General features: G+C 43.8%; 15 protein-coding genes. 7 read left to right on the forward strand and 8 right to left on the reverse strand.

Annotated features, from left to right (window positions below; all coding sequences use genetic code 11):
- Positions 1-386: 386 nt before the first annotated feature.
- Positions 387-638: a hypothetical protein gene (locus AC59IL_RS20770; RefSeq protein ID WP_496554113.1), complete on the reverse strand. Its 252-nt coding sequence runs from the start codon at positions 636-638 to the stop codon at positions 387-389.
- A gap of 466 nt (positions 639-1,104) precedes the next feature.
- Between AC59IL_RS20770 and AC59IL_RS20775 the strand changes: the two genes are divergently transcribed.
- The 3 genes from AC59IL_RS20775 to AC59IL_RS20785 all read left to right on the forward strand — a co-directional run bounded on the left by AC59IL_RS20775 (position 1,105) and on the right by AC59IL_RS20785 (position 2,493).
- Positions 1,105-1,491 carry a hypothetical protein gene (locus tag AC59IL_RS20775; RefSeq protein WP_496554114.1) on the forward strand — a complete coding sequence of 129 codons (387 nt, stop codon included), beginning with the start codon at positions 1,105-1,107 and terminating at the stop codon, positions 1,489-1,491.
- A 145-nt stretch (positions 1,492-1,636) separates the two neighbouring features.
- Complete coding sequence (locus AC59IL_RS20780) at positions 1,637-2,002, forward strand: hypothetical protein (protein ID WP_496554115.1); 366 nt, start codon at positions 1,637-1,639, stop codon at positions 2,000-2,002.
- Between the two features lie 11 nt (positions 2,003-2,013).
- Positions 2,014-2,493 (forward strand): hypothetical protein, encoded by a 480-nt coding sequence (locus tag AC59IL_RS20785; RefSeq protein WP_496554116.1) that lies wholly within the window; start codon positions 2,014-2,016, stop codon positions 2,491-2,493.
- Positions 2,494-2,818: 325 nt separating this feature from the next.
- On the opposite strand, the gene AC59IL_RS20790 is transcribed toward AC59IL_RS20785, so the two are convergent.
- The 3 genes from AC59IL_RS20790 to AC59IL_RS20800 form a co-directional block, all read right to left on the reverse strand.
- Positions 2,819-5,203: a TonB-dependent receptor gene (locus AC59IL_RS20790; RefSeq protein WP_496554117.1), complete on the reverse strand. Its 2,385-nt coding sequence runs from the start codon at positions 5,201-5,203 to the stop codon at positions 2,819-2,821.
- 178 nt (positions 5,204-5,381) lie between these two features.
- Positions 5,382-6,236, reverse strand: a complete 855-nt coding sequence (locus AC59IL_RS20795) for a LytTR family transcriptional regulator DNA-binding domain-containing protein (RefSeq protein WP_496554118.1) — start codon at positions 6,234-6,236, stop codon at positions 5,382-5,384.
- 126 nt (positions 6,237-6,362) lie between these two features.
- Positions 6,363-7,718 (reverse strand): hypothetical protein, encoded by a 1,356-nt coding sequence (locus AC59IL_RS20800; protein WP_496554119.1) that lies wholly within the window; start codon positions 7,716-7,718, stop codon positions 6,363-6,365.
- A gap of 269 nt (positions 7,719-7,987) precedes the next feature.
- Here AC59IL_RS20800 and AC59IL_RS20805 point away from each other — a divergent pair, with 269 nt between their 5' ends.
- The gene (locus AC59IL_RS20805) at positions 7,988-11,533 is read left to right on the forward strand and encodes a S8 family serine peptidase (protein ID WP_496554120.1); all 3,546 of its coding nucleotides are present in this window, start codon (positions 7,988-7,990) and stop codon (positions 11,531-11,533) included.
- A 105-nt stretch (positions 11,534-11,638) separates the two neighbouring features.
- On the opposite strand, the gene AC59IL_RS20810 is transcribed toward AC59IL_RS20805, so the two are convergent.
- The 4 genes from AC59IL_RS20810 to tgt form a co-directional block, all read right to left on the reverse strand.
- Positions 11,639-12,163, reverse strand: coding sequence for a YceI family protein (locus AC59IL_RS20810; protein WP_496554121.1), 525 nt, complete (start codon positions 12,161-12,163; stop codon positions 11,639-11,641).
- 198 nt (positions 12,164-12,361) lie between these two features.
- Positions 12,362-13,687 carry a citrate (Si)-synthase, eukaryotic gene (locus AC59IL_RS20815; RefSeq protein ID WP_496554122.1) on the reverse strand — a complete coding sequence of 442 codons (1,326 nt, stop codon included), beginning with the start codon at positions 13,685-13,687 and terminating at the stop codon, positions 12,362-12,364.
- Positions 13,688-13,846: 159 nt separating this feature from the next.
- Entirely contained in the window at positions 13,847-14,947 is a 1,101-nt protein-coding gene (locus AC59IL_RS20820; protein WP_496554123.1) for an LptF/LptG family permease, read from the reverse strand.
- A gap of 394 nt (positions 14,948-15,341) precedes the next feature.
- Positions 15,342-16,505, reverse strand: coding sequence for a tRNA guanosine(34) transglycosylase Tgt (gene tgt, locus AC59IL_RS20825; protein WP_496554124.1), 1,164 nt, complete (start codon positions 16,503-16,505; stop codon positions 15,342-15,344).
- A gap of 291 nt (positions 16,506-16,796) precedes the next feature.
- On the opposite strand from tgt, the gene AC59IL_RS20830 reads away from it, so the two are divergent.
- The 3 genes from AC59IL_RS20830 to AC59IL_RS20840 all read left to right on the forward strand — a co-directional run bounded on the left by AC59IL_RS20830 (position 16,797) and on the right by AC59IL_RS20840 (position 19,451).
- Entirely contained in the window at positions 16,797-17,936 is a 1,140-nt protein-coding gene (locus AC59IL_RS20830) for a glycosyltransferase (protein WP_496554125.1), read from the forward strand.
- Complete coding sequence (gene rsmG / locus AC59IL_RS20835; RefSeq protein ID WP_496554126.1) at positions 17,906-18,553, forward strand: 16S rRNA (guanine(527)-N(7))-methyltransferase RsmG; 648 nt, start codon at positions 17,906-17,908, stop codon at positions 18,551-18,553. Before AC59IL_RS20830 ends, rsmG begins: the two co-directional genes overlap by 31 nt.
- A 253-nt stretch (positions 18,554-18,806) precedes the next feature.
- On the forward strand, positions 18,807-19,451 hold the full coding sequence (locus tag AC59IL_RS20840; protein WP_496554127.1) for a response regulator: 645 nt from the start codon (positions 18,807-18,809) through the stop codon (positions 19,449-19,451).
- The last annotated feature ends 115 nt before the right edge of the window (positions 19,452-19,566 follow it).

Genomic DNA, 19,566 nt, shown 5'->3' on the forward strand with positions numbered 1-19,566 from the left:
GTTAAAAAGTGGACACCGGTTTATATGCAAATGAGAAAGTAGTACACCTCCCCATCCGCCATACTCAGAAAATTGAGTGCTGGTATATCCCGCCATCCAAGAAAATAAAGTTTTTTATAGGTGCGGGCACTTAAATTGGAAAAAATAAACACTTATGCAGGAGCTTTTTTTTATGTACTCTATAAGCCAAGCAAACAGGAAACCTCCCAATGCCGAGATAGCATTGGTAAGAAGACCGATTGTTATTTCATGTAAGTTTCCCATGCAAAATCAAATCTACAATGAAATGCTGAGAATACCTGCTCACACAGCTTGATTACTGTCAAGAACTTGCACATTTATCCTTCCCTTAGGGAACCAGTTCGGCAGTTGAATAGAGCCAAACATCAGACTACAACTTTACTTGCAATGCAAAGCCCAACAGGAATCCGGTAAAGCGGTGTGGCGTCAAAGCGCCCTGAAGTAAAAATGTTTCCAGTTTTACCATCGCGCAAGAGCCATGCAAAACTGGCACCATTTTTCAACCCTTCGCTTTGCACCACTCCACCCCGCATTTCATCTGCCATGCCTTCGCGCAATGGCTCTGTTATGGCATCTGGCGGGGTTCCTCCTTTTTTATGTGCTGCCCCGGCGACCATTGTGGACTTATTTTTTAGTGGCCTTCAACAGCCTGGCTATCACACAAGGCTATACAGCTGTTAAAGGCTTTATTTTGGCCTTACGCGGTCTGTAAATGCCTCCTTTGCATTTTGCGGGCACACAAGGCCATGAGTAATATGCAAATCTCAGCATTTACGTCCCCAATGGCATGCAGCGGTGCAGCAGGCCACCAGTACCCTACCATCAACAATTGATTATAGCCACGGTCTGCTGTTCGCTGATTTACAAAATACCACCGTAACCCTTTGATTAATTCGGGCAGATAATTAAGCCTGCCGCCAGTGATCAGCTTTGGTACAAAGCCAAACTGAAGTAACACTGTTGGCTTCATCAAATGCCTCAGATGTTTTGATGGGCGGTAGTAACACTGTTCACCGGTAGTAACAAAACATCTTTCAGCATTGCTGTTAAACCCTCTATAACCCCTTGTTTAAAACCCAAAAAATGAATAAAAGCAGAAACAAGCTTTATTCCCGGCATCAGGAATTTAACATGATAATGCCAACTCAGTTTATAATGCTTTGCCGGTTGCTACAGGTGCCACCTCAAAAAGTGCTATTTCAATTCGCTTGCAATCTCGGGCATGAAGGTTTCGCAAACAACGATGAAGCTAAAATCAGTGCAAAAGATTATTTCCTGAGTTGCGGATATGGGCAAAACCTGTATACCAGCGCTGAGATTGAGCTAATGTTTGAACAACTCGATACTATCAGCTCATTATGGCCGAAAGATGGGCCAATGAAGCTCATAGACCTTCATTCGAAATGGAGGGATAAATATCAGCGGTATTGGTTTAAACGATGGTATAGGCTCATCAGACCAAGGCAATAAAACTGCTGAAATAAGATGAGTAAGGCAAGGCCAAGGATTGACCAACATCAACAACTGGCCTTTTTTTGCTTTTCAATTAGTACAAAACGAAGATTGAACTGTTCCATTTATGTATCTCTCTTATTAACCGCTAAATTCTATCAACATGATGAAAACAAAGTATTATTTCTATTTCGCAATATTGCTGTTGTCATTTGCAACCTTTTCCTGTAAAAAATCAGGTTCGGGTAATGATACTGTTACATATGAGGTAAGAATTAGGTCTGGCCTGTGGAGCGGCGATTACTTCGACTATTCAGGTGGCAATCAGGCATTAAAGTTTGTAAACCACAAACCAGATGGATGGAAGTATTCTTTTACAATTACTCATGGCAAGCAAGCCGGATTATTGATTAGTGCGATACCTGATAATTCAGGAGCTACGGTTACTGCCAATATTTATCAGAACGGGCAGTTGATAGCTTCTGATAATGGCCAATACGGAGCAAATGCACAAATTGTAATCAATTAATAAGGTAAAGTATGGGATTTGAAAAATGGCTACTTAAGAATGGACCTGGTTCGCCCGGTAGCGCTGCTAAATTTTATTCAAAGTATTTTATTAAACTGGCTGCCGTACATCCTCAAGCGACTTGGGGTGATTTATTTGAAGCTATGTATGAAGACAGGGTAAGGACTTCACAAAAAATTGACCCGGGCAATAAAGCAGACCGTCTGTTTCAGAAAAGGGACCGGGAGTGGGTTGTCCATTTTTCACAGGGGGACATTTGCCTATTCATCTTTATGATGTTATACATGGAAACTGCCCAATTTAGAAGAGGGATAGGTGAATCCATTAACATGACAAGGTTAGACCTGAATAAACTTACATTGGAAGCAAAAAGTTTTGACCTTACCTTAGAGGTAATACAAGAAGCAGCGCAATCAATCATACCAAGAATGGTTCTTTTAGATAAAAAGGAATACCAAAAGAAAGTTCTTAAGTTTATGATAGAATTTTAACTTGCTGATTCTTTTTCGCTCCCCCGGGCCAGTAACAATATTTTGGGTTTCATTATGGGTTACATAGGTTGAAAACAGAGAATTATATAGGCATTGCCCCAAAGCATGTGTTTGATATTCTTTCAGTTAAGACACAAATTCAAAGAATCAGCGCTTGCATGGCATGCAAGAGGTCGTCGGTTCGACTCCGATATTCTCCACAAGCTTTAAAGGCCTGCAGCAATGTGGGCCTTTTTTATTGGATTTAGCTCTGTTGGCTTAGAGCGCCCCGACAATGAATGTGGGGAAGGTCGTCCGTTCGACTCCACTTCCCAAACAAAGGTCATTATTGCATTTTAACGCGCTGTGTTTCTTCATCCGAAGCGGTTTGCCGGGTACGGGCCGCCTTTAATTTCTGGTTGCCGAAGGTATAGTTGAATGTTAAACGTATATTTTTTGTTTCGGACCACTGGCGAAAATGCACATTGATCTCCTCGTAAATAACACTACCCCTGGTTCGTTCTCCAAAAAGTATATCGCTGAAATTGAGGCTTAACTTACCCTTTTTATCCCATAAAAACTTTTGGGCGGCAAGGTTCAGGCTTCCCATATTATTGATAATAATAAATTCGTTCAGCAACTGCGTGGTATAATACCCTGAAATCTCAAAATTCCATAAAGGTTTGGGTTTATAAGCTACCTGCCAGTATGCAAGCCAGTTCCATTTTTCCCGGTCATACCTTGCTCCCAGGTAGCTTGCTTTGTAGTGGTTATACACGGCCTGGTTGCCACCATACCCGGTTATTTTTCTTCCCAATTCAATGGGAAAATCCAATTCTACGGCAATATTTTCATAGGAAGCCAGGTTTTCGGGTGTTGTATAAGTAAGATTTCCGATCTGGTTGGGGGCATTATCAAAAATAACATCGTGTTTTTTATTATAGCTGATAGAAAAGAACGGCTGATTTTTATACGCAACAGAAAATTTATACTGATCGGCAGTTTCAGGTTTTAGCAAGGGGTTTCCTTTTGAATAAGTGAGTGAATCAAGGTATTGAATAAAGGGATTTTGCTGCTGATAGCCTGGCCTGTTTACCCGTTTGCTGTATTGTAAAATGCCGGATAGCTTTTTACCCAACTTTCTTGTTACGAAAACTGAGGGGAAAAATTGCCAGTAATTTCTATCCAGTATAAGCTGCCCTTGCATTTTACCAATTGCAATCGTTTGTTCCGTTCGTAAACCGCCCTGCAGTTCCCATTTATTAAACTTATACTGAAAAGATGCATAGGCGGCATTAATGTTTTCGCTGTATTTAAAGTTGGTGCTCCGGTTTTTATCGGGGATGCCATTTTGTGTAAAGATGAGATCGTTATTAATAGTTGCTATCCCCGATTTAACCCCCGCCTCCAATTTGGAATTCTTTCCAATTGGCCGCATATAATCGGTTTTAAGCACCAGCAGCTGTACCGGGTTATCGATGATTTGCAGGCTGGGATATTCGGTACCGTTGGATAACCGGTTAATAATATCGCTTGTATTTTTGAACGTAAATTCCGAATAATCAACATCGATATTTAATTCTTTTCCCAAAGAATCAAAGCTATGCTTCCAGTTGGCGTTTACCGACGTATTGATTCTTTTGGTACGCGTATTATTAAAGGTTTGAAAACTGCTTATTGGCTGCGCTGTAACAGCATCCGATTGCCAGGTATTGTTTTGCGCTTCACTTAACCCGTTCCTTGAAAACCCTCTTATCATAACGCCGAAGGTATTTTTCTTATCCGCATAATAGTCAGCGCCGGCCCGGTAAGCATGGCTGTTTAGATAGCCGGGAGAATAATTAGATTGGAAAAACCGGTAGGAACTGATCAAACGGTCAAATTCATTGTACTCAAACTGGTTCCTGTGCAAAAAATTATATCCTGCAAAAACATTTAATTTGCCCTGCCGGTGATTGATCGAAATGCCCTCGCCATGACGATAAAAATTCCTGTCGGTATGCGCCCTGGTTCCATTATACAAACCCGTTGCTGCAATTAAATTAAGACTGCCATTCGTTCCAGGATTGGCATTTCGTTTTAATATGATATTTATGAGGGCGCCGCCCGTAGCATCATACTTTGCATTAGGGTTGGTAATCAATTCTATTTTTTCGATATCGGCTGCACTCATTTCGCGTAAAACCTGCATTATATCGGTATACTGCGACAACCTGCCGTCGATCATGATAGCCGGCGTGCCTTTTCCAACTACTGATAGTTTATCATTGATCACCAGCACACCGGGTATTTTTTGTAAAACGTCAAAAGCTGTTGAGCCGGCGGCAGTACCGCTGCCCTCGATATTCACCACCAGTTTATCTGTTTTTTGTTCAAGAAAGGGTTTTACACCTGTTACCGTTACATCATCTAAAACAGTAGCATGGGGTACCAACGTGATCACATGCATTTGCACATCCTTACCGGCAACTTCAGCTTTTACAGTAAGTTTCTTATATCCGCGCATGGTAATTAGCACTATATATTTACCTTCTTTCACATCATCAAAACCGAAATAACCTTCATTGTCACTCAGGGCTGATTTAACGAGGACAGAGTCTTTCTGATTTAACAATAGCACCGTTGCCGATTTTAACGGATGTTGCTTTTCATCAGCAATTTTCCCGGAAATACGTTGTGCATATAAAGAACAAACAGGTGCAAAAGCTAACAGCAGTAATATTAATTTCATATGAAAGATGATCTGACTTTTGGTTTCTTTCTTTTCATACAAAAAAACGGTAGAAGGCAGGTAAAATCGAAAAACCTGCCGGCAAAGGCGGTCAACTGTAGCCCTTTGCCGGTTGAAATGCAAAGGAAAAAACAGGAACGTGTTGAAGTAGAAAGAGAACTGAATATGAATGGCAGGGTTATACCTGATGAAACCAGGCTTTAAAGGCAGGCGCCTTCAGCCGGCTCATGGTGATGGTGCGGGGAAAATGGGGCGATTCGGCTAGTAAAATGTTTAATTTGGAATGCTCAGCACGCTCAAATCCGGAGATCATATTACGACTCATAATATATTTTCGGCTAAGCCTGAAAAATAATTCCAGTGGCAATTGTTTTTCGGCAGCATCCAGCGATTCATCCAGCACATGTTTTTTGCCTTCAACAGTTATCAGCATTGCATAATCCCCTTCAAAATAAATGCCGGCAATATCAGCAAACAGAACATTCAAATGCTGTTTGCCTTTCTTCACCATAAATCCTTCCTGCCTTACCTGCTTTTCCTGCCAGCGCAGGTTTTCTGATGCCTTGAACTGTACATAATAATACAACCCAACGTAAATGCCGTTGATCACAAGTGACCAGATCAGAAAAATGAAAATGTCGAAACGATAAAAGCTGGCGGGCACCGGCGTATCCTTTGCTGCTGCATTAATACTTTCGGTAGCTATAATGATCAGGCTAAGTGCTGCGACGGTAGTCAGAACAATTTGTATCCCTATTCGTTTTATTGGGTTGGGTGCGTAGGGCAATTTTCGATCGAGATATACTATAATGGTACGAATAACCCACCAGGCCGCATAGCCCTCCAGCGTATCAATTAAAAAAGTCAATAGTGTATGGCTACTGAACGAAATATTGGTATAGGTGAGGTAGTAATTAAATGCGTTAATAACCGGGATCACTGTAATAAAAAAGATAATATCCCTGTATATATTACCTGGATTATCTCTTTCTGTTAGCGTGCGATAAGGCTGAATTAGTGATCTCCCTTGCATTGTGTTTGCGTTTGGCATACTGCCATTTCGAAGTTACGATTTGCCGGTAAATGAACTGACGCAGGTGGCGCTATTTGTTTCGGCTCTCTATGACAGTTAAAATGGGTCGCCTTAAGCAGGCTTACGTTAATCCTTTATGCAACGAACAGATTCACCGTTTGCGGGTATATCTGATGCCGTAAAGCCAGCATTGAATGCAGTACCAATATGAAATGAATAGACCGCATTGGTTGCGCCGGTCAGCACTGTAGATGTCCAGTAATATCCCGAAATGTTTGTGGCCGAAATAGATCCATCATTAAAATTCCGGAAGCCACCGTTTAGTAATTTCAGCTTATTATAAGCTTCCTGAACAGTTGTTAATTGTTCCGCCTCCCATTCTGTTTTTGTTGGAACATGCCATCCGGTGGGACATACGTTATTGGCGCCACCGGATTGTTTCCACAAATCGGCATTCTGCGGATTGATCCAGTCAAAAGGAACGGAGGAGGTAATAATAAACAGTGAATGACCCGTATTTTCAGTAGTTGCAAGGTTTGTAGTAGTGCCGTTTACTGCCGTAGTCGTGGGAGTTGTGGCGCCCCTGGTGATCAGTTGATGCCCGTCAGCCTTACGTCCCCATTGAAATAGATCGCCCTTGTTTTGCCAGTCATCGGTACTGGTGGGTGCATTCGGAGCGCCCAGGTTGCGGTCGAGCCATTTGCGGTGGGTAAGGATGCTGGTTATAATCCCATACGTCACCTGTTGTCCGTTGTAGTTAAATGTAACAGTTGTCGGTTCCGGAGCGCCTATGGGACCAATCCAGATCGACTTCGTTTCAATTCCACTTGTTGTGCCTGAAGCTGCGCGGGGCGTAATACCTATCTGCAAATATTTGTTTTGATCAACGGTTCTGATGGTAAAGTTGCCGTCGTTTGCATTCGTGATCGCTGTAGCGCCTGCACCGTTGGCATCATTGGCCACATACCACTGAAAACCGGTGCCATTTTCTATATTGTTTTCTGCATCAAAATAGGTATACCGGGCCACAATAGGTTCTGCAACTTTCATGGTACCAAACAGGGTAATATTTCTTGCTTCAGGTGCAGCATTGACGGTGCTTGTATGAAAACCAGCTACAGTGCCATAGGCTGTACCCACGCTGTTGGTAGCATATGCCCGCACATAGTAAGTAGTATTAGGGCTCAGGTTGGTTATGCTTACGGTAAAGCCGCCTTCGGTTGCAGTAGAGGGAATAATATTATCGGTAATAACGGGCTGTGTATTGGTGCTGCTCCAGCAGATACCGCTGGCTGTTATGGCGCTTCCTCCATTGTCCTGAATGATGCCGCCACCGGTAGCTGCGGTGGAGCTCACATCGGTAACAGCCCGGGTAATTACCTGTGGGTGAAGGATGGCTGATGATGACGAATCATGTTTTTTACAGGCGGCTATACTTATTGCTATTGCAGAAAGCAATAACAGAAACTTTAAAGATGACATAGTGAGTTAACAGTTGCCTTTTTCAGGGTCCTGATTTTTATGTAAAATAAACCATTGCCGTTCATACAGTCACCGTAATTGTATGCGCCGCGTAACAGAAACGAATATCCGGAGGGAATGCGTAAACGAACGGTGTAATTCATTAAAAGGGATAAAGACTAAACGAATAACAAATAAAATACATACCAAATTCTTCGACGTTTCGACCAAAGTTTTCTTTAATTTTCTTTCTGCTTTTCCTATCACATCAAAACTTTAACCTATACGACATGAGAAAATTTACCCATCGGGTTTCTTTACCTGTTGTGAATTTCTTTTGCACAACAGTTTTTCCCAAAAAAGCAATCCTTCTTTTTGTTATTACGCTTGTTTACGCATTCGGATATGCGCAAAATCGTACGCCGGAAGACAAGATCGATCCCGTGTTCAAATTTGTAATAGCAAAGGCAACACCTAACGCGCGGCAATTGCCACAAAGTTTTTCTTCTGCTTTTAAGGCAGCACCCACCAAAGTGCTGGTAGCACCCGGCCAGCCTGAAGAGCGTTACGACTGTATCGTTTACACAACCGATGTAACAGCCCTTCGCAATAACGGAGTGCTGGTGAACTCGGTTCTGCCTCATTTTGTAACCGCCTGGGCCACGCCCGAACAAATAAAGCAGTTGTCAAAATTGCCGACTGTTAATTACATAGCGGCCCCGGTGATGGACGAGCTGCACAACGACATTGCCGTAGCCGGCACCGGTGCTTCACTGCTGCATCAGGGCAAGCTGAACAACACCGTTTACAAAGGCAAAGGTGTATTGGTAGCCATTTTCGATACGGGTATCGATTGGAAGCATCCCGACTTTCGCGACCCAACCGACACCACCAAAAGTCGCATCCTGCGAATCTGGGATCAAACCATTACACCGGTTGCCGGAGAGGTATCACCCGCCGGCATGGGTTACGGCGTTGAATACACGCAGGCGCAAATCAATGATGAGTTAGACGGAAGCCCTGCAGGTTACGTTCGGGAAATCGATATCGAAGGGCATGGATCACACGTGGCCGGCACTGCCGCCGGTAACGGATCAGCTCTTTCAACCCGCAAATACACCGGCATGGCTCCCGAAGCAGACATCGTTGTAGTAAAAGGCGGCAACGGTTCATTTTCGAGCACCAATATCATCAACGCTATGACTTATTTAAAAAACCTGGCTACTGCGCTTGGCAAACCCATTGTATTGAACATGAGCCTGGGTGGTCAGTTTGGCCCGCACGACGGCACCAGAGATTATGAAGTAGCGGTTGATAATTTTACATCTTCTGCAGCGGGACGGGCAGTAGTTATTTCAGCAGGCAACGATAATGGCACCAATATCCACAAACAGTTGTTGCTGTCAGGCAACGATTCCGGTACGGTTTCGTTCGCCGTTCCGGCAGGTACTACGGGCACAGATGTTTTTGAATACCGTATTTATGTAAACGACAGCAGTAATGTTACCGCTACTATTTCAGCGCCATCGGGCGGCGGTTCGGTAACGGCCATTGCAGGACAAACTTCTTCGGGACTTTTACTGAGCAACAATTTCTATGCTTATGTATTCAACCAGATTGATGCAGGTAATGGCGACAGATATATTGATGTATATGTTGCCAGATTGGGTTCCAATACAAGCAGTCCGGCCGGCACCTGGACGCTTTCCGTCGCCAACAATACCACCAATTCGCTTACCCTTCACGGATGGCTTTATTATCGCAATACTGTTTTCGCCAATACGGCAGTAGTGAATGGTAACAGCGATTACCTGGTGGGTTCGCCGGGAAATGCTGCTTCGGCTATTACCGTGGCTGCTTTTGTAGGCAGACCATCCTGGTATTCGTACGCATACCCCGGCGCGTTTTATGGCACCACGGCAAGAATGGACAATATTGCCACCTTCAGCTCTCATGGTCCACGCAGAGATGGAGTGCTGAAACCTGAGATCGCAGCTGTTGGCCAACATGTAATTTCAGTGTTTGCCTCGGGTAGCACGGCAACTGCATCGGATATAATTATACCGGGAAAGTATCGAAAAAACCAGGGTACCAGTATGTCGGCGCCGGTGGTTACAGGCGCCGTGGCGCTTTTGTTACAAACAAATCCTTCAGCAACAGTTTCACAATTACGCAGCGCCCTGTTTTCGACCGCAACAAAAGATGTTATTACCGAGGCTCCCGGCGCTACACCTAATACTATCTGGGGATACGGCCGGCTGGATGTTTACAAAGCCGCCGGCTCAACATTCAATTGTTCGCCGGTTGACCGCAAAACCTATCAATATGATGCTTCGAATATTACTTCAGAAGATGCAGGGGTAACGTTTACCACTACCCGTGTTGCAGTACGTTTTACGCCCGACATCAGTGGCAGCATGGCCGGCGCTTATTATCATACCTCTGTCACCAAAACTGCATTGGTTATGGAAGTGCGGACTGATAGCGCCGGTGTACCGGGCGCCTTACTGGGAACCGTTCATTTGCCCGACACTGCTGTTGCCGCTTACTCATGGAATTATGTTGACCTCAGTGCGCTGAATATTCCTGTTACCGACAGCGCTGATTATTTTGTAGTAGTTTATCGCGATACGGCTTCTTCGGCCAACTGGAGCCTGCGCCGCGAAGCTACCAGTGTCGACAACCGCTCGCTTGTTTCGGCCAATGGCGTTTCGTGGACAAACCCCGGTTTTGATTACAAAATACGATCTGTCGTATACAGCAACGCGCAATTGACCGGTAATCTGGCCACAACAAAAACCGCAACTACCAGAGATATCGCTACCACTAATCTGCTCATTGACAGCAGTTGTAAATTGATTGCGCAGCTAACACCTGCAGGCGCCAGTGCAGTGAGTGGTTCTGTTGCAGCTAATGTATGGATAGAGAATAAAGTTCCTCATGATTGCGGCGCTCCTTTTGTTACAAGGCATTACCAGATTACGCCCGCAAGCAATGCTTCATCAGCTACCGGCCGGGTTACCCTGTTCTTTACGCAGGCTGAGTTCACCGCCTACAATACCGATTTACTCAGTTTGCTGAACCTGCCGGCCAACCCAACAGATAGTGCAGGCAAGGCCCACTTATTGATAGCTAAATACGATGGCACCAGCAGCAATGGAAGCGGACTGCCCTGTAGTTACAACGGTGATGTAACCATCATTGATCCTGCAGACAGCAATATCGTGTGGAATGCGGCTGCCGGCCGGTGGGAAGTAAGTTTTGATGTAACCGGTTTCGGAGGCCTGACCGTAACAACAAGCAACAAAATTACTCCGTTAACAGTGCAAAACTTTAACGGTCACAGACAAGGAAGGGCCAATATACTGAACTGGGTATTCGACTGCTTACGCAGATGGACATCATTCGATATAGAAAGAAGCAGTAACGGTATCGATTTCAACAGCATCGGTAAAGCAACAGGCTGGGATGGCTGTAATCCTTCCTTTGCTTTCAAACACGATTCGCCCCGGGATGGAAATAATTACTACCGTATTAAGGTAACCAATAAAGATTCGGTGTATTACTCCGAAATCGTTCTGCTGCAGACCGAAAAATCCACTACAACGACCTTGTACCCGAACGTTGTTCAAAAAGGTCAAAGCATTCAGGTGGTTTGTGCCGAAAATAAAAATGTATTAAGAATAAAAGATGCCACCGGAAAACAAGTGTATAGCCAGGTATTGGCAACCGGCATACAAACTGTAACGCTGCCTGTTTCGGCAAGCGGTATTTATTTTTACAGCATACAAAACAGCAAAGGCATACAAGCCAGTGGTAAACTGATCATTCAGTAAGAATACGCTCAATAAAAATTAAAGCGGCCCTTTCCAAAAAGCTGGAAAGGGCCGTTTTAGTTGAAATAAAACAGCCGGATCATTATAACCTGGCTGTTTTTCTTATTATCCTTTTTTAAGCAGCTCAGCATTCACTGCCAGCCTTACTTCATCGCTTACCACAACGCCACCGGTTTCTGTTACGGCGCTCCAGTGTAAACCATAATCTTTGCGGTTGATCTTTCCGCTGATCTCAAAACCTGCTACGGTGTTGCCGTAAAAATCTTTTTGAATGCCTCCAAATTCAGCATGCATTTCAACCGGTTTGGTAGTACCATGTAAGGTTAAATCGCCCTGAATAAGATAGTCGCTCCCCTTTTTGGTAACGCCAGTAGAAACAAAAGTGATTTTGGAATGATTGGCCGCATCAAAAAAATCGGGTGATTTCAGATGGCCATCGCGTTGCTCATTGCCTGTATCTATGCTGTTCACATCGGCCGAAAAATTGATGCGAGCATCGGTAAAATCTTCTTTATCTGATTCAACGGTTCCTTCAAATGTTTTAAATTTTCCGGTTACCGATGAAATGACAAGGTGTTTTACTTTAAAAGTTACTTCAGAGTGTACTGTATCGAGTGCCCAGGTTGCCATAAAATAAAGTTTTTGGAATAGTTAATGTTATAACATCAAATATACTAACAAACAGGTTCTCTTTTTGTTGAAACTTTATACGGCAAATAAAAAACCCTGCCGGTGACGGCAGGGTTCTCTTTATATTTTGAATTTTGCAAACGCAAATCTGCATGTAGAATCGGGTTCTTCTGACTTCAGACTTCTGACTTCAGTTTTCTAATCTCCCCAAATCTCATCTTTACCATCGAGCCACGCTTTCACCAGTTCGGTGGTTACCGATTTCGGACGTTCGAGGGGGAATCCTAAAGCGCGGTCCCAGATCAAACTGGCCAATACACCGAGGGCGCGGCTTACACCGAATAACACGGTATAAAACTCATATTCCACCAATCCGTAATGCACCAGCAGGGCGCCGCTATGGGCATCGACATTGGGCCATGGATTTTTTACTTTTCCGAGCGATTCCAAAATGGGCGGTACTACATCATATACATTCCATACAATTTGCACCAGCGGATCATCGGGAAAATGACGTTTGGCAAAATCCATCTGAGCGCTGAAACGGGGATCGGTTTTACGCAAAACCGCATGTCCGTAACCCGGTACCACTTTGCCTTCGCTCAGGGTTTTGCGAACGTATGTTTCTATTTGTTGTTTGGTAGGAACTTCTGTTTTTAATTCGGTTTGCATTTCGGTGATCCATTTCACCACTTCCTGGTTAGCCAGGCCATGCAACGGACCGGCCAATCCGTTCATACCTGCAGCAAGGCTGAGGTAGGGATCGCTTAATGCAGAACCAACAAGATGGGTAGTGTGTGCCGATACATTTCCGCCTTCGTGATCGGCGTGAATGGTCATGTATAACCGCATCAGTTCTTTAAAGCTGTCATCTTCAAAACCCAGCATATGCGCCATGTTGCCCGACCAGTCTAATAAACCATTGGGTTGAATATGCTGATCGTTGCGGTATTTGCGGCGATAAATATAGGCGGCCACACGAGGTAAACGCGCCAGCAGGTCCATTGAATCGTCGAATACGGCCTCCCAGTAATCTTTTTTATTCATACCGTCGGCATAACGGCGGGCAAAATTGCTTTCGGTTTGCAGCGCCATGATACCGGTTACAAACATGGTCATCGGGTGCGCAGTAACAGGCAGGGCCGAAATAGCATCGAACACATGGTTAGGTACATGCGACCGGCGCTGCCACGAAGCAGTTATGTAGGATACGGCTTCTTCATCGGGCAATTCACCTATCAGCATCAGGTAAAAAAGACCTTCGGGTAAAGGCTCAGTGCCGCCGGGTACTTTTGGCAATTGTTTTTGTAATTCAGGTATCGAATATCCGCGAAAACGTATGCCTTCTTTTGAATCGAGTAATGAAGTTTCAGAAACAAGTCCGGTTATTCCGCGCATACCCTGGTATACCTGAGATAACTGAACCTCACCTATTTTTTTAGTACCATGCTGCTTTAAAAGATCCTTTATCTCGGCTGCCGATGCTTCTGCTTTTACCTTAAACCTATCTTTAAGAATTCCCATGATGCAGTATAATTATTTGTAAATATGTAATAATGAAGGGAAAAGTTGTGCTAAAGTTATAACAAACCCACCCAAAAGAGCAAAATTAATTCAGCGATAATTAGTTTTCACACAAACAACACCTGATTAACTATATTAATATATTTTTAATATATATCATTACTTGGGTGCAATGCGATACAGCCATATTGCCACTACTGAAAAAATGATATTGGGCATCCAGGCCGCAAGCAGGGGCGGGAAACTACCTTTGGTTGAAAACGTAAGTGAAAACTTATCCATCACCACAAAAAATGCAGCCGTAATTATACCCACAGCCAGATGCAATCCGCTTCCTCCACGGGTTTTACGCGATGCCACCACAGCGCCGATAATGGTAAGAATAAAAACCGAAACAGGTGTAGCGTCTCTTCGGTACCGTTCTACTTTATAATCATTCAATCCTTCTGAGCCACGCGATTCTTCACCCCTGATGTATCGCACCAGTTCGGGTGTTGTCATTTTATCTTTCAGGTATTTATCGAACCTGATTTCATTGGGTTTTAAATTCAGGTGCACCACCATTTCGGGTATAATGCGCGAAGATTCGTGAATACCGTCTATCTTTCTTTCAATAGCATTCTGCAGTTTCCATTTTTTTGTGGCGGTATCCCAGCGCAGGAAATCGGCACGCAGGTTATAAATCATTTTGGTGCCAACCAGCCTGTTCATATAAAAATCATTGGCCGATTTGGATACGGTATCATAGTTACGCATGCCGGCAAACGTATTGGCATCTACTCTGAAATAATAATTTCTGGTGCGTTTTGAATATTCGCCCTGCTCGTACGAGCTTTTACTATCAATATAGGTAGCCTGAAAATTTCCGCGTACCACATTGGCTTTGGGAATCAGGTACTGGGTAGCTATCCAAAAAATGCCGCCCAGTAAAAAAGCGCCTGCTATATACGGCCTCAGCATACGGTTGAACCGCACACCGCCGGCCAGAATAGCCACCAGTTCGCTTTTGCCCGCCATTTTTGAGGTAAAGAAAATTACCGCAATGAATACCATCAGTGGAAAGATCATGGATATAATGAATGGAACAAATCCTATATAATACTGGGTTACAATTTGCCAGGACGACAAACCGGATTTTACAAAGTCATCGGCTTTTTCGCTGGTATCGATCGCCACGGCAATTACCGAAAAGATCAATACCATAAAAACGGTAGTAGAGATGAACTTTTTTAATATGTACCTGTCGATTATTTTAAACATGCTTCGCACCTCATTGTACGGCGGGGCAAATGTAGTCGAAAATGGCCAGTTCCAGGTTCTATGTTCTTAGTTCTTAGTTAAACTTAATTTAGATTTAAGTTCTGAGTTCGATGTTCTGAGTTCTTAGTTACCAGGGTCTAAAGTAAAAAAGTTTAGGAGTTTGGTGGCATGTAAGGGTGGCCTATGGGAAAGATATAGACCAGGCAGGGAGTTACAGAGGAGTAGCTTGGGAGTATCCTGGGAGTAACATTCCTATAAGTTCCCTATAAGTCCTCTATAACTTCCCTATAACTCTGCTATAAGGTCGTTATAGTAATTGTCCTACCGTTTAAACCCTGCCTTGAATCTCTTGCCTGCTCGCCGAATCCGCCAACCGGCGGAGAAGGCGGATGCCTTACAGCCTCGTTTGCAGCAAAGGCACCATTTCATTTTTCCAGCTTACAAAATTGCCTTCTAAAATATGTTTGCGGGCCTGCCGAACGAGCCAAAGATAAAAAGCGAGGTTGTGCACGCTGGCAATGGTAAGCCCCAGTATTTCTTTTGATTTTACAAGATGGCGCAAATACGCTTTGTTATAAAAATTACTTATATGGCAGTCGATGCCATCATCAATAGGTGAAAAATCGTTCTCCCATTTTTTGTTATCAATATTAATTACCCCCTGCGATGTAAACAACATGGCATTACGGCCATTGCGGGTAGGCATTACGCAGTCGAACATATCTACACCGAGGGCAATGCACTCCAATATATTCCAGGGAGTGCCCACCCCCATCAGGTACCGGGGTTTATGAACCGGCAGGTGATCGCAGCAAAGTCCGCACAAATCGTACAGCATATTGTCGGGCTCTCCTACGCTTAAACCACCTATGGCATTGCCGGTGGCGTTTTTCGATGATATATATTCACAACTTGCCTTACGTAAGTCGGTATAGGTGCTGCCCTGCACAATGGGAAACAGGTTTTGGGTATATCCGTATTTATCGGGCGTTTTATTGAATTGTTCAAAGCACCGGTCGAGCCAGCGGTGTGTAAGGTGCATCGATTTTTCGGCATAGGTATAATCGCTGGGGTAAGGCGGACATTCGTCAAACGCCATAATGATATCGGCGCCAATGGCCCGTTGAATATCCATTACGGTTTCGGGGGTAAACAAATGACGCGAGCCATCGATATGCGACTGAAACAACACGCCCTCTTCAGTGATCTTGCGGGTACCGGCCAGTGAAAAAACCTGGTAACCGCCGCTGTCGGTTAATATCGGTCTGTCCCACCCCTTGAACCGGTGTAACCCACCGGCTTTTTGCAATACGTCGATTCCCGGCCTCAGGTACAAATGATAGGTATTGCCTAAAATAATTTGCGCATTGACTTCTTCTTTCAATTGTTGCTGCGAAACCGCCTTTACACTGCCAACCGTACCCACCGGCATAAAAATGGGCGTAGGTATTTCACCATGATCGGTAACAATATGTCCTGCCCTTGCTTTTGACTGGTTATCGGTAGTATGTAAAGAAAATTGCAATGCCGCCATGGTTGTAAAAAAATTAGCCTGCAAAGATAGCTTAGTTATAAGTTCTAAGTTTTAAGATCTAAGTTCTAAGTTGCAGTACCCTGCAACATGAAATCTGCAACCTGAAACTGCGAACTGCTCACAGTCAACTTTTTTCTACGTGATTTTAAGTAATTGTGCACGTAATTTCTGCAGCCGCCCGTTTAAATCCATTCTTTTGCAGTACTAAACAGTGTTTGCACGATTTTTGGGTATGCAATTAAGAAGGAAAAGCCGGGAGCTTTTCCTATTTTCGTGCAAAACCTTTCACGCACCGTGCCTAAATTAGTTTCCCTTATGGGTGATATATCGAAGTTTTTTATTGCCTGGTGGCCATTGATTTTGTTTGCGGCTTTTTGTCTGGTTACGCTTATCCAGATTATTTACTATGTGGTGTTCTTTAAGCGTGTGGCATTTTTTAAGCCGGTACCAAAGGCTAAATCACAAACACACCCGGTGAGCATTATCGTTTGTGCGCGCGATGAAGCAAACAATCTTACCAAATATTTGCCCGGTGTATTGGTGCAAACATATCCTACCACTCACGAGTTGATTGTGGTGAATCACAACAGCCAGGACGAAACCCGTTACCTGCTCGATGAATTCAAAAAAACATTTAAAAACCTGCAGGCCATCAACCTTGAGCAGGAAGCATTAGGCATACCCGGTAAAAAATATCCTTTATCAATAGGAATTAAAGAAGCCAAACACGAAATATTATTGCTTACCGATGCCGATTGCGTTCCGGCATCAGAATTCTGGCTTCAGAAAATGCAGGATGCCTACTACGACGGCATTGAGATCGTTTTGGGATATGGCGCTTACAGCAAAAAGCCGGGCATACTGAACAAACTGATCCGCTTCGAAACCTTTCACTCTGCCATGCAATACATGTCGTTTGCCCTTGCCGGTTTACCGTATATGGGCGTTGGCAGAAACCTATCGTACAAACGCGAATTGTTCTTTCGCACAAAAGGGTTTTCTTCTATCAACCATGTAGCCAGCGGCGATGACGATCTGTTCATAAACCAGGTGGCTACCAAAACAAATGTAAATGTGGTGCTCGATCCCGAAGCCTTCACTTTATCGGAACCCAAAAAAAGGTTCAAGGACTGGATCAGGCAAAAGAACCGCCATTACAGCACCGGTAAATTTTATAAACCCGTTCATAAATTTTTACTCGGTTTATATTCTACTTCTCATTTTTTATTATACCCGCTTTTTGTTTTATGCATGTTTTTCTTCGACTGGCGTATTACATTAGGCGTGTTTGGCCTGCGCTTTATTTGGCAGGCTGTTATCTATTACAACGCCATGAAAAGGTTGAATGAAAAAGATTTATTTTTCTGGTGGTGGATTTTAGATATCTGGATGTTCATACATTACTTCATCTTTGCTCCTTCAATATGGAGAAAGCCGAACAAAAACTGGAACTGATTACAAAGTATTTCAGTGATTTTACACCTGTTCAACTCAATCAATTCGCTGCACTGGACGAATTGTACAATGAATGGAACAGTAAGATAAATGTTATATCGCGTAAAGACCTTGAAGGTTTATTCGAAAAGCATATACTGCACTCATTGAGCATAGCAGCGGCTTTTGAATTTGCCGATGGTTCATCAATTGTTGACCTGGGCACCGGTGGCGGTTTTCCGGGCATACCGCTTGCGATCTTTTTTCCCAATGTGCAGTTTCATCTTGTAGACAGCATTGGTAAAAAAATAAAAGTGGTGAATGCAGTTGCCGAAGCCATTGGGTTGAAGAATGTATCTACCCGTCATAGCCGCATAGAAGACATCAAAGACCGCCGTTTCGACTTTGTGGTTTCGCGTGCAGTTGCACCCTTGAAAGATCTGTGGAAGTGGTCGAAACCATTGCTGAAAAAATCATCTGCCATAAATAATCAGCCACCGGGTCTTATATGCCTGAAAGGTGGTGATTTGCACACCGAAATTTCTGAAAGCGGTTGCCGTCCGAGAATTATGGAAATACACCACATCTTCGACCGGGAGTATTTTAAAGATAAGTTTCTGCTGTATGTGAGTGTTTAATCGTGAAACGGCAATCGGCAATCGGCAACGATGTGGCTGAGACATTGCTTTTATTGTAATTGTCTGCTTTCAAGTTTAATAAGGCATTTACAACCTGTAGCCCTGTTGAGTTTCACGATTGCCGATTCACGATTGCCGTCCTGTTGCTATACATTTAGCACCCGGCAATTGCAATCCCTGTTTTTTACTTAGTGTGGGTAAAACTACCTCAAAGTGGTATTTTCCTTTCGGGCAAAAGTCTGAACTTTGTGCCATGATGGATATTACCGTATGTATTGTAGATGATACAAAAGATATTCGGTCTGCACTGGAACAGATCGTTACGATGTCGGAGGGGTACCGGTTACTGGGTAGTTGTGGAACGGCAGAGGAAGCGATGCTGAAAATCCCGGACTTAAAACCGAATGTTGTGCTGATGGATATTAATCTGGGTGAAGGTGAAAGCGGTATTGATGTGGTTCGCCATCTGAAAGCCGATTATCCCGAAATACTTTTCATGATGTGCACGGTGTATGAAGATGATGAAAAGATATTTGAAGCCTTAAGTGCCGGCGCCAGCGGATACATTCTTAAAAAAACAGCCCCTCATAAATTACTCGAAGCTATCAGAGAATTGCAGGAAGGCGGTGCCCCCATGAGCAGTCAGATCGCCCGTAAAGTAGTGGCTGCTTTTCAATTTAAAACAGGCGCCGCCGAAGCCGCCGAAAATTCGCTGAGTGTTTTATCGAACCGCGAAAAAGAAATACTTGAATTGCTGGCAAAAGGTATGCTGTATAAAGAAATTGCCGCCAGCCTGTTCATTAGTCAGGAAACTGTACGCAAACACGTTTACCATATTTACGAAAAGTTGCATGTAAATAATCGCGTAGAAGCGATTAATAAGTTCTTTGGTCGTTAAACCTTAAATAACCTTATACCGCACATTCCGGAGGGCAACGTATGAGCAAAATTACCCATAAAGTAGTATTGTTTTAACTGCGGTACGGGCATAGTTTTGCAGCTGGTTGTCAAAT

Source organism: Niastella sp. sgz303648 (genome assembly GCF_059587045.1).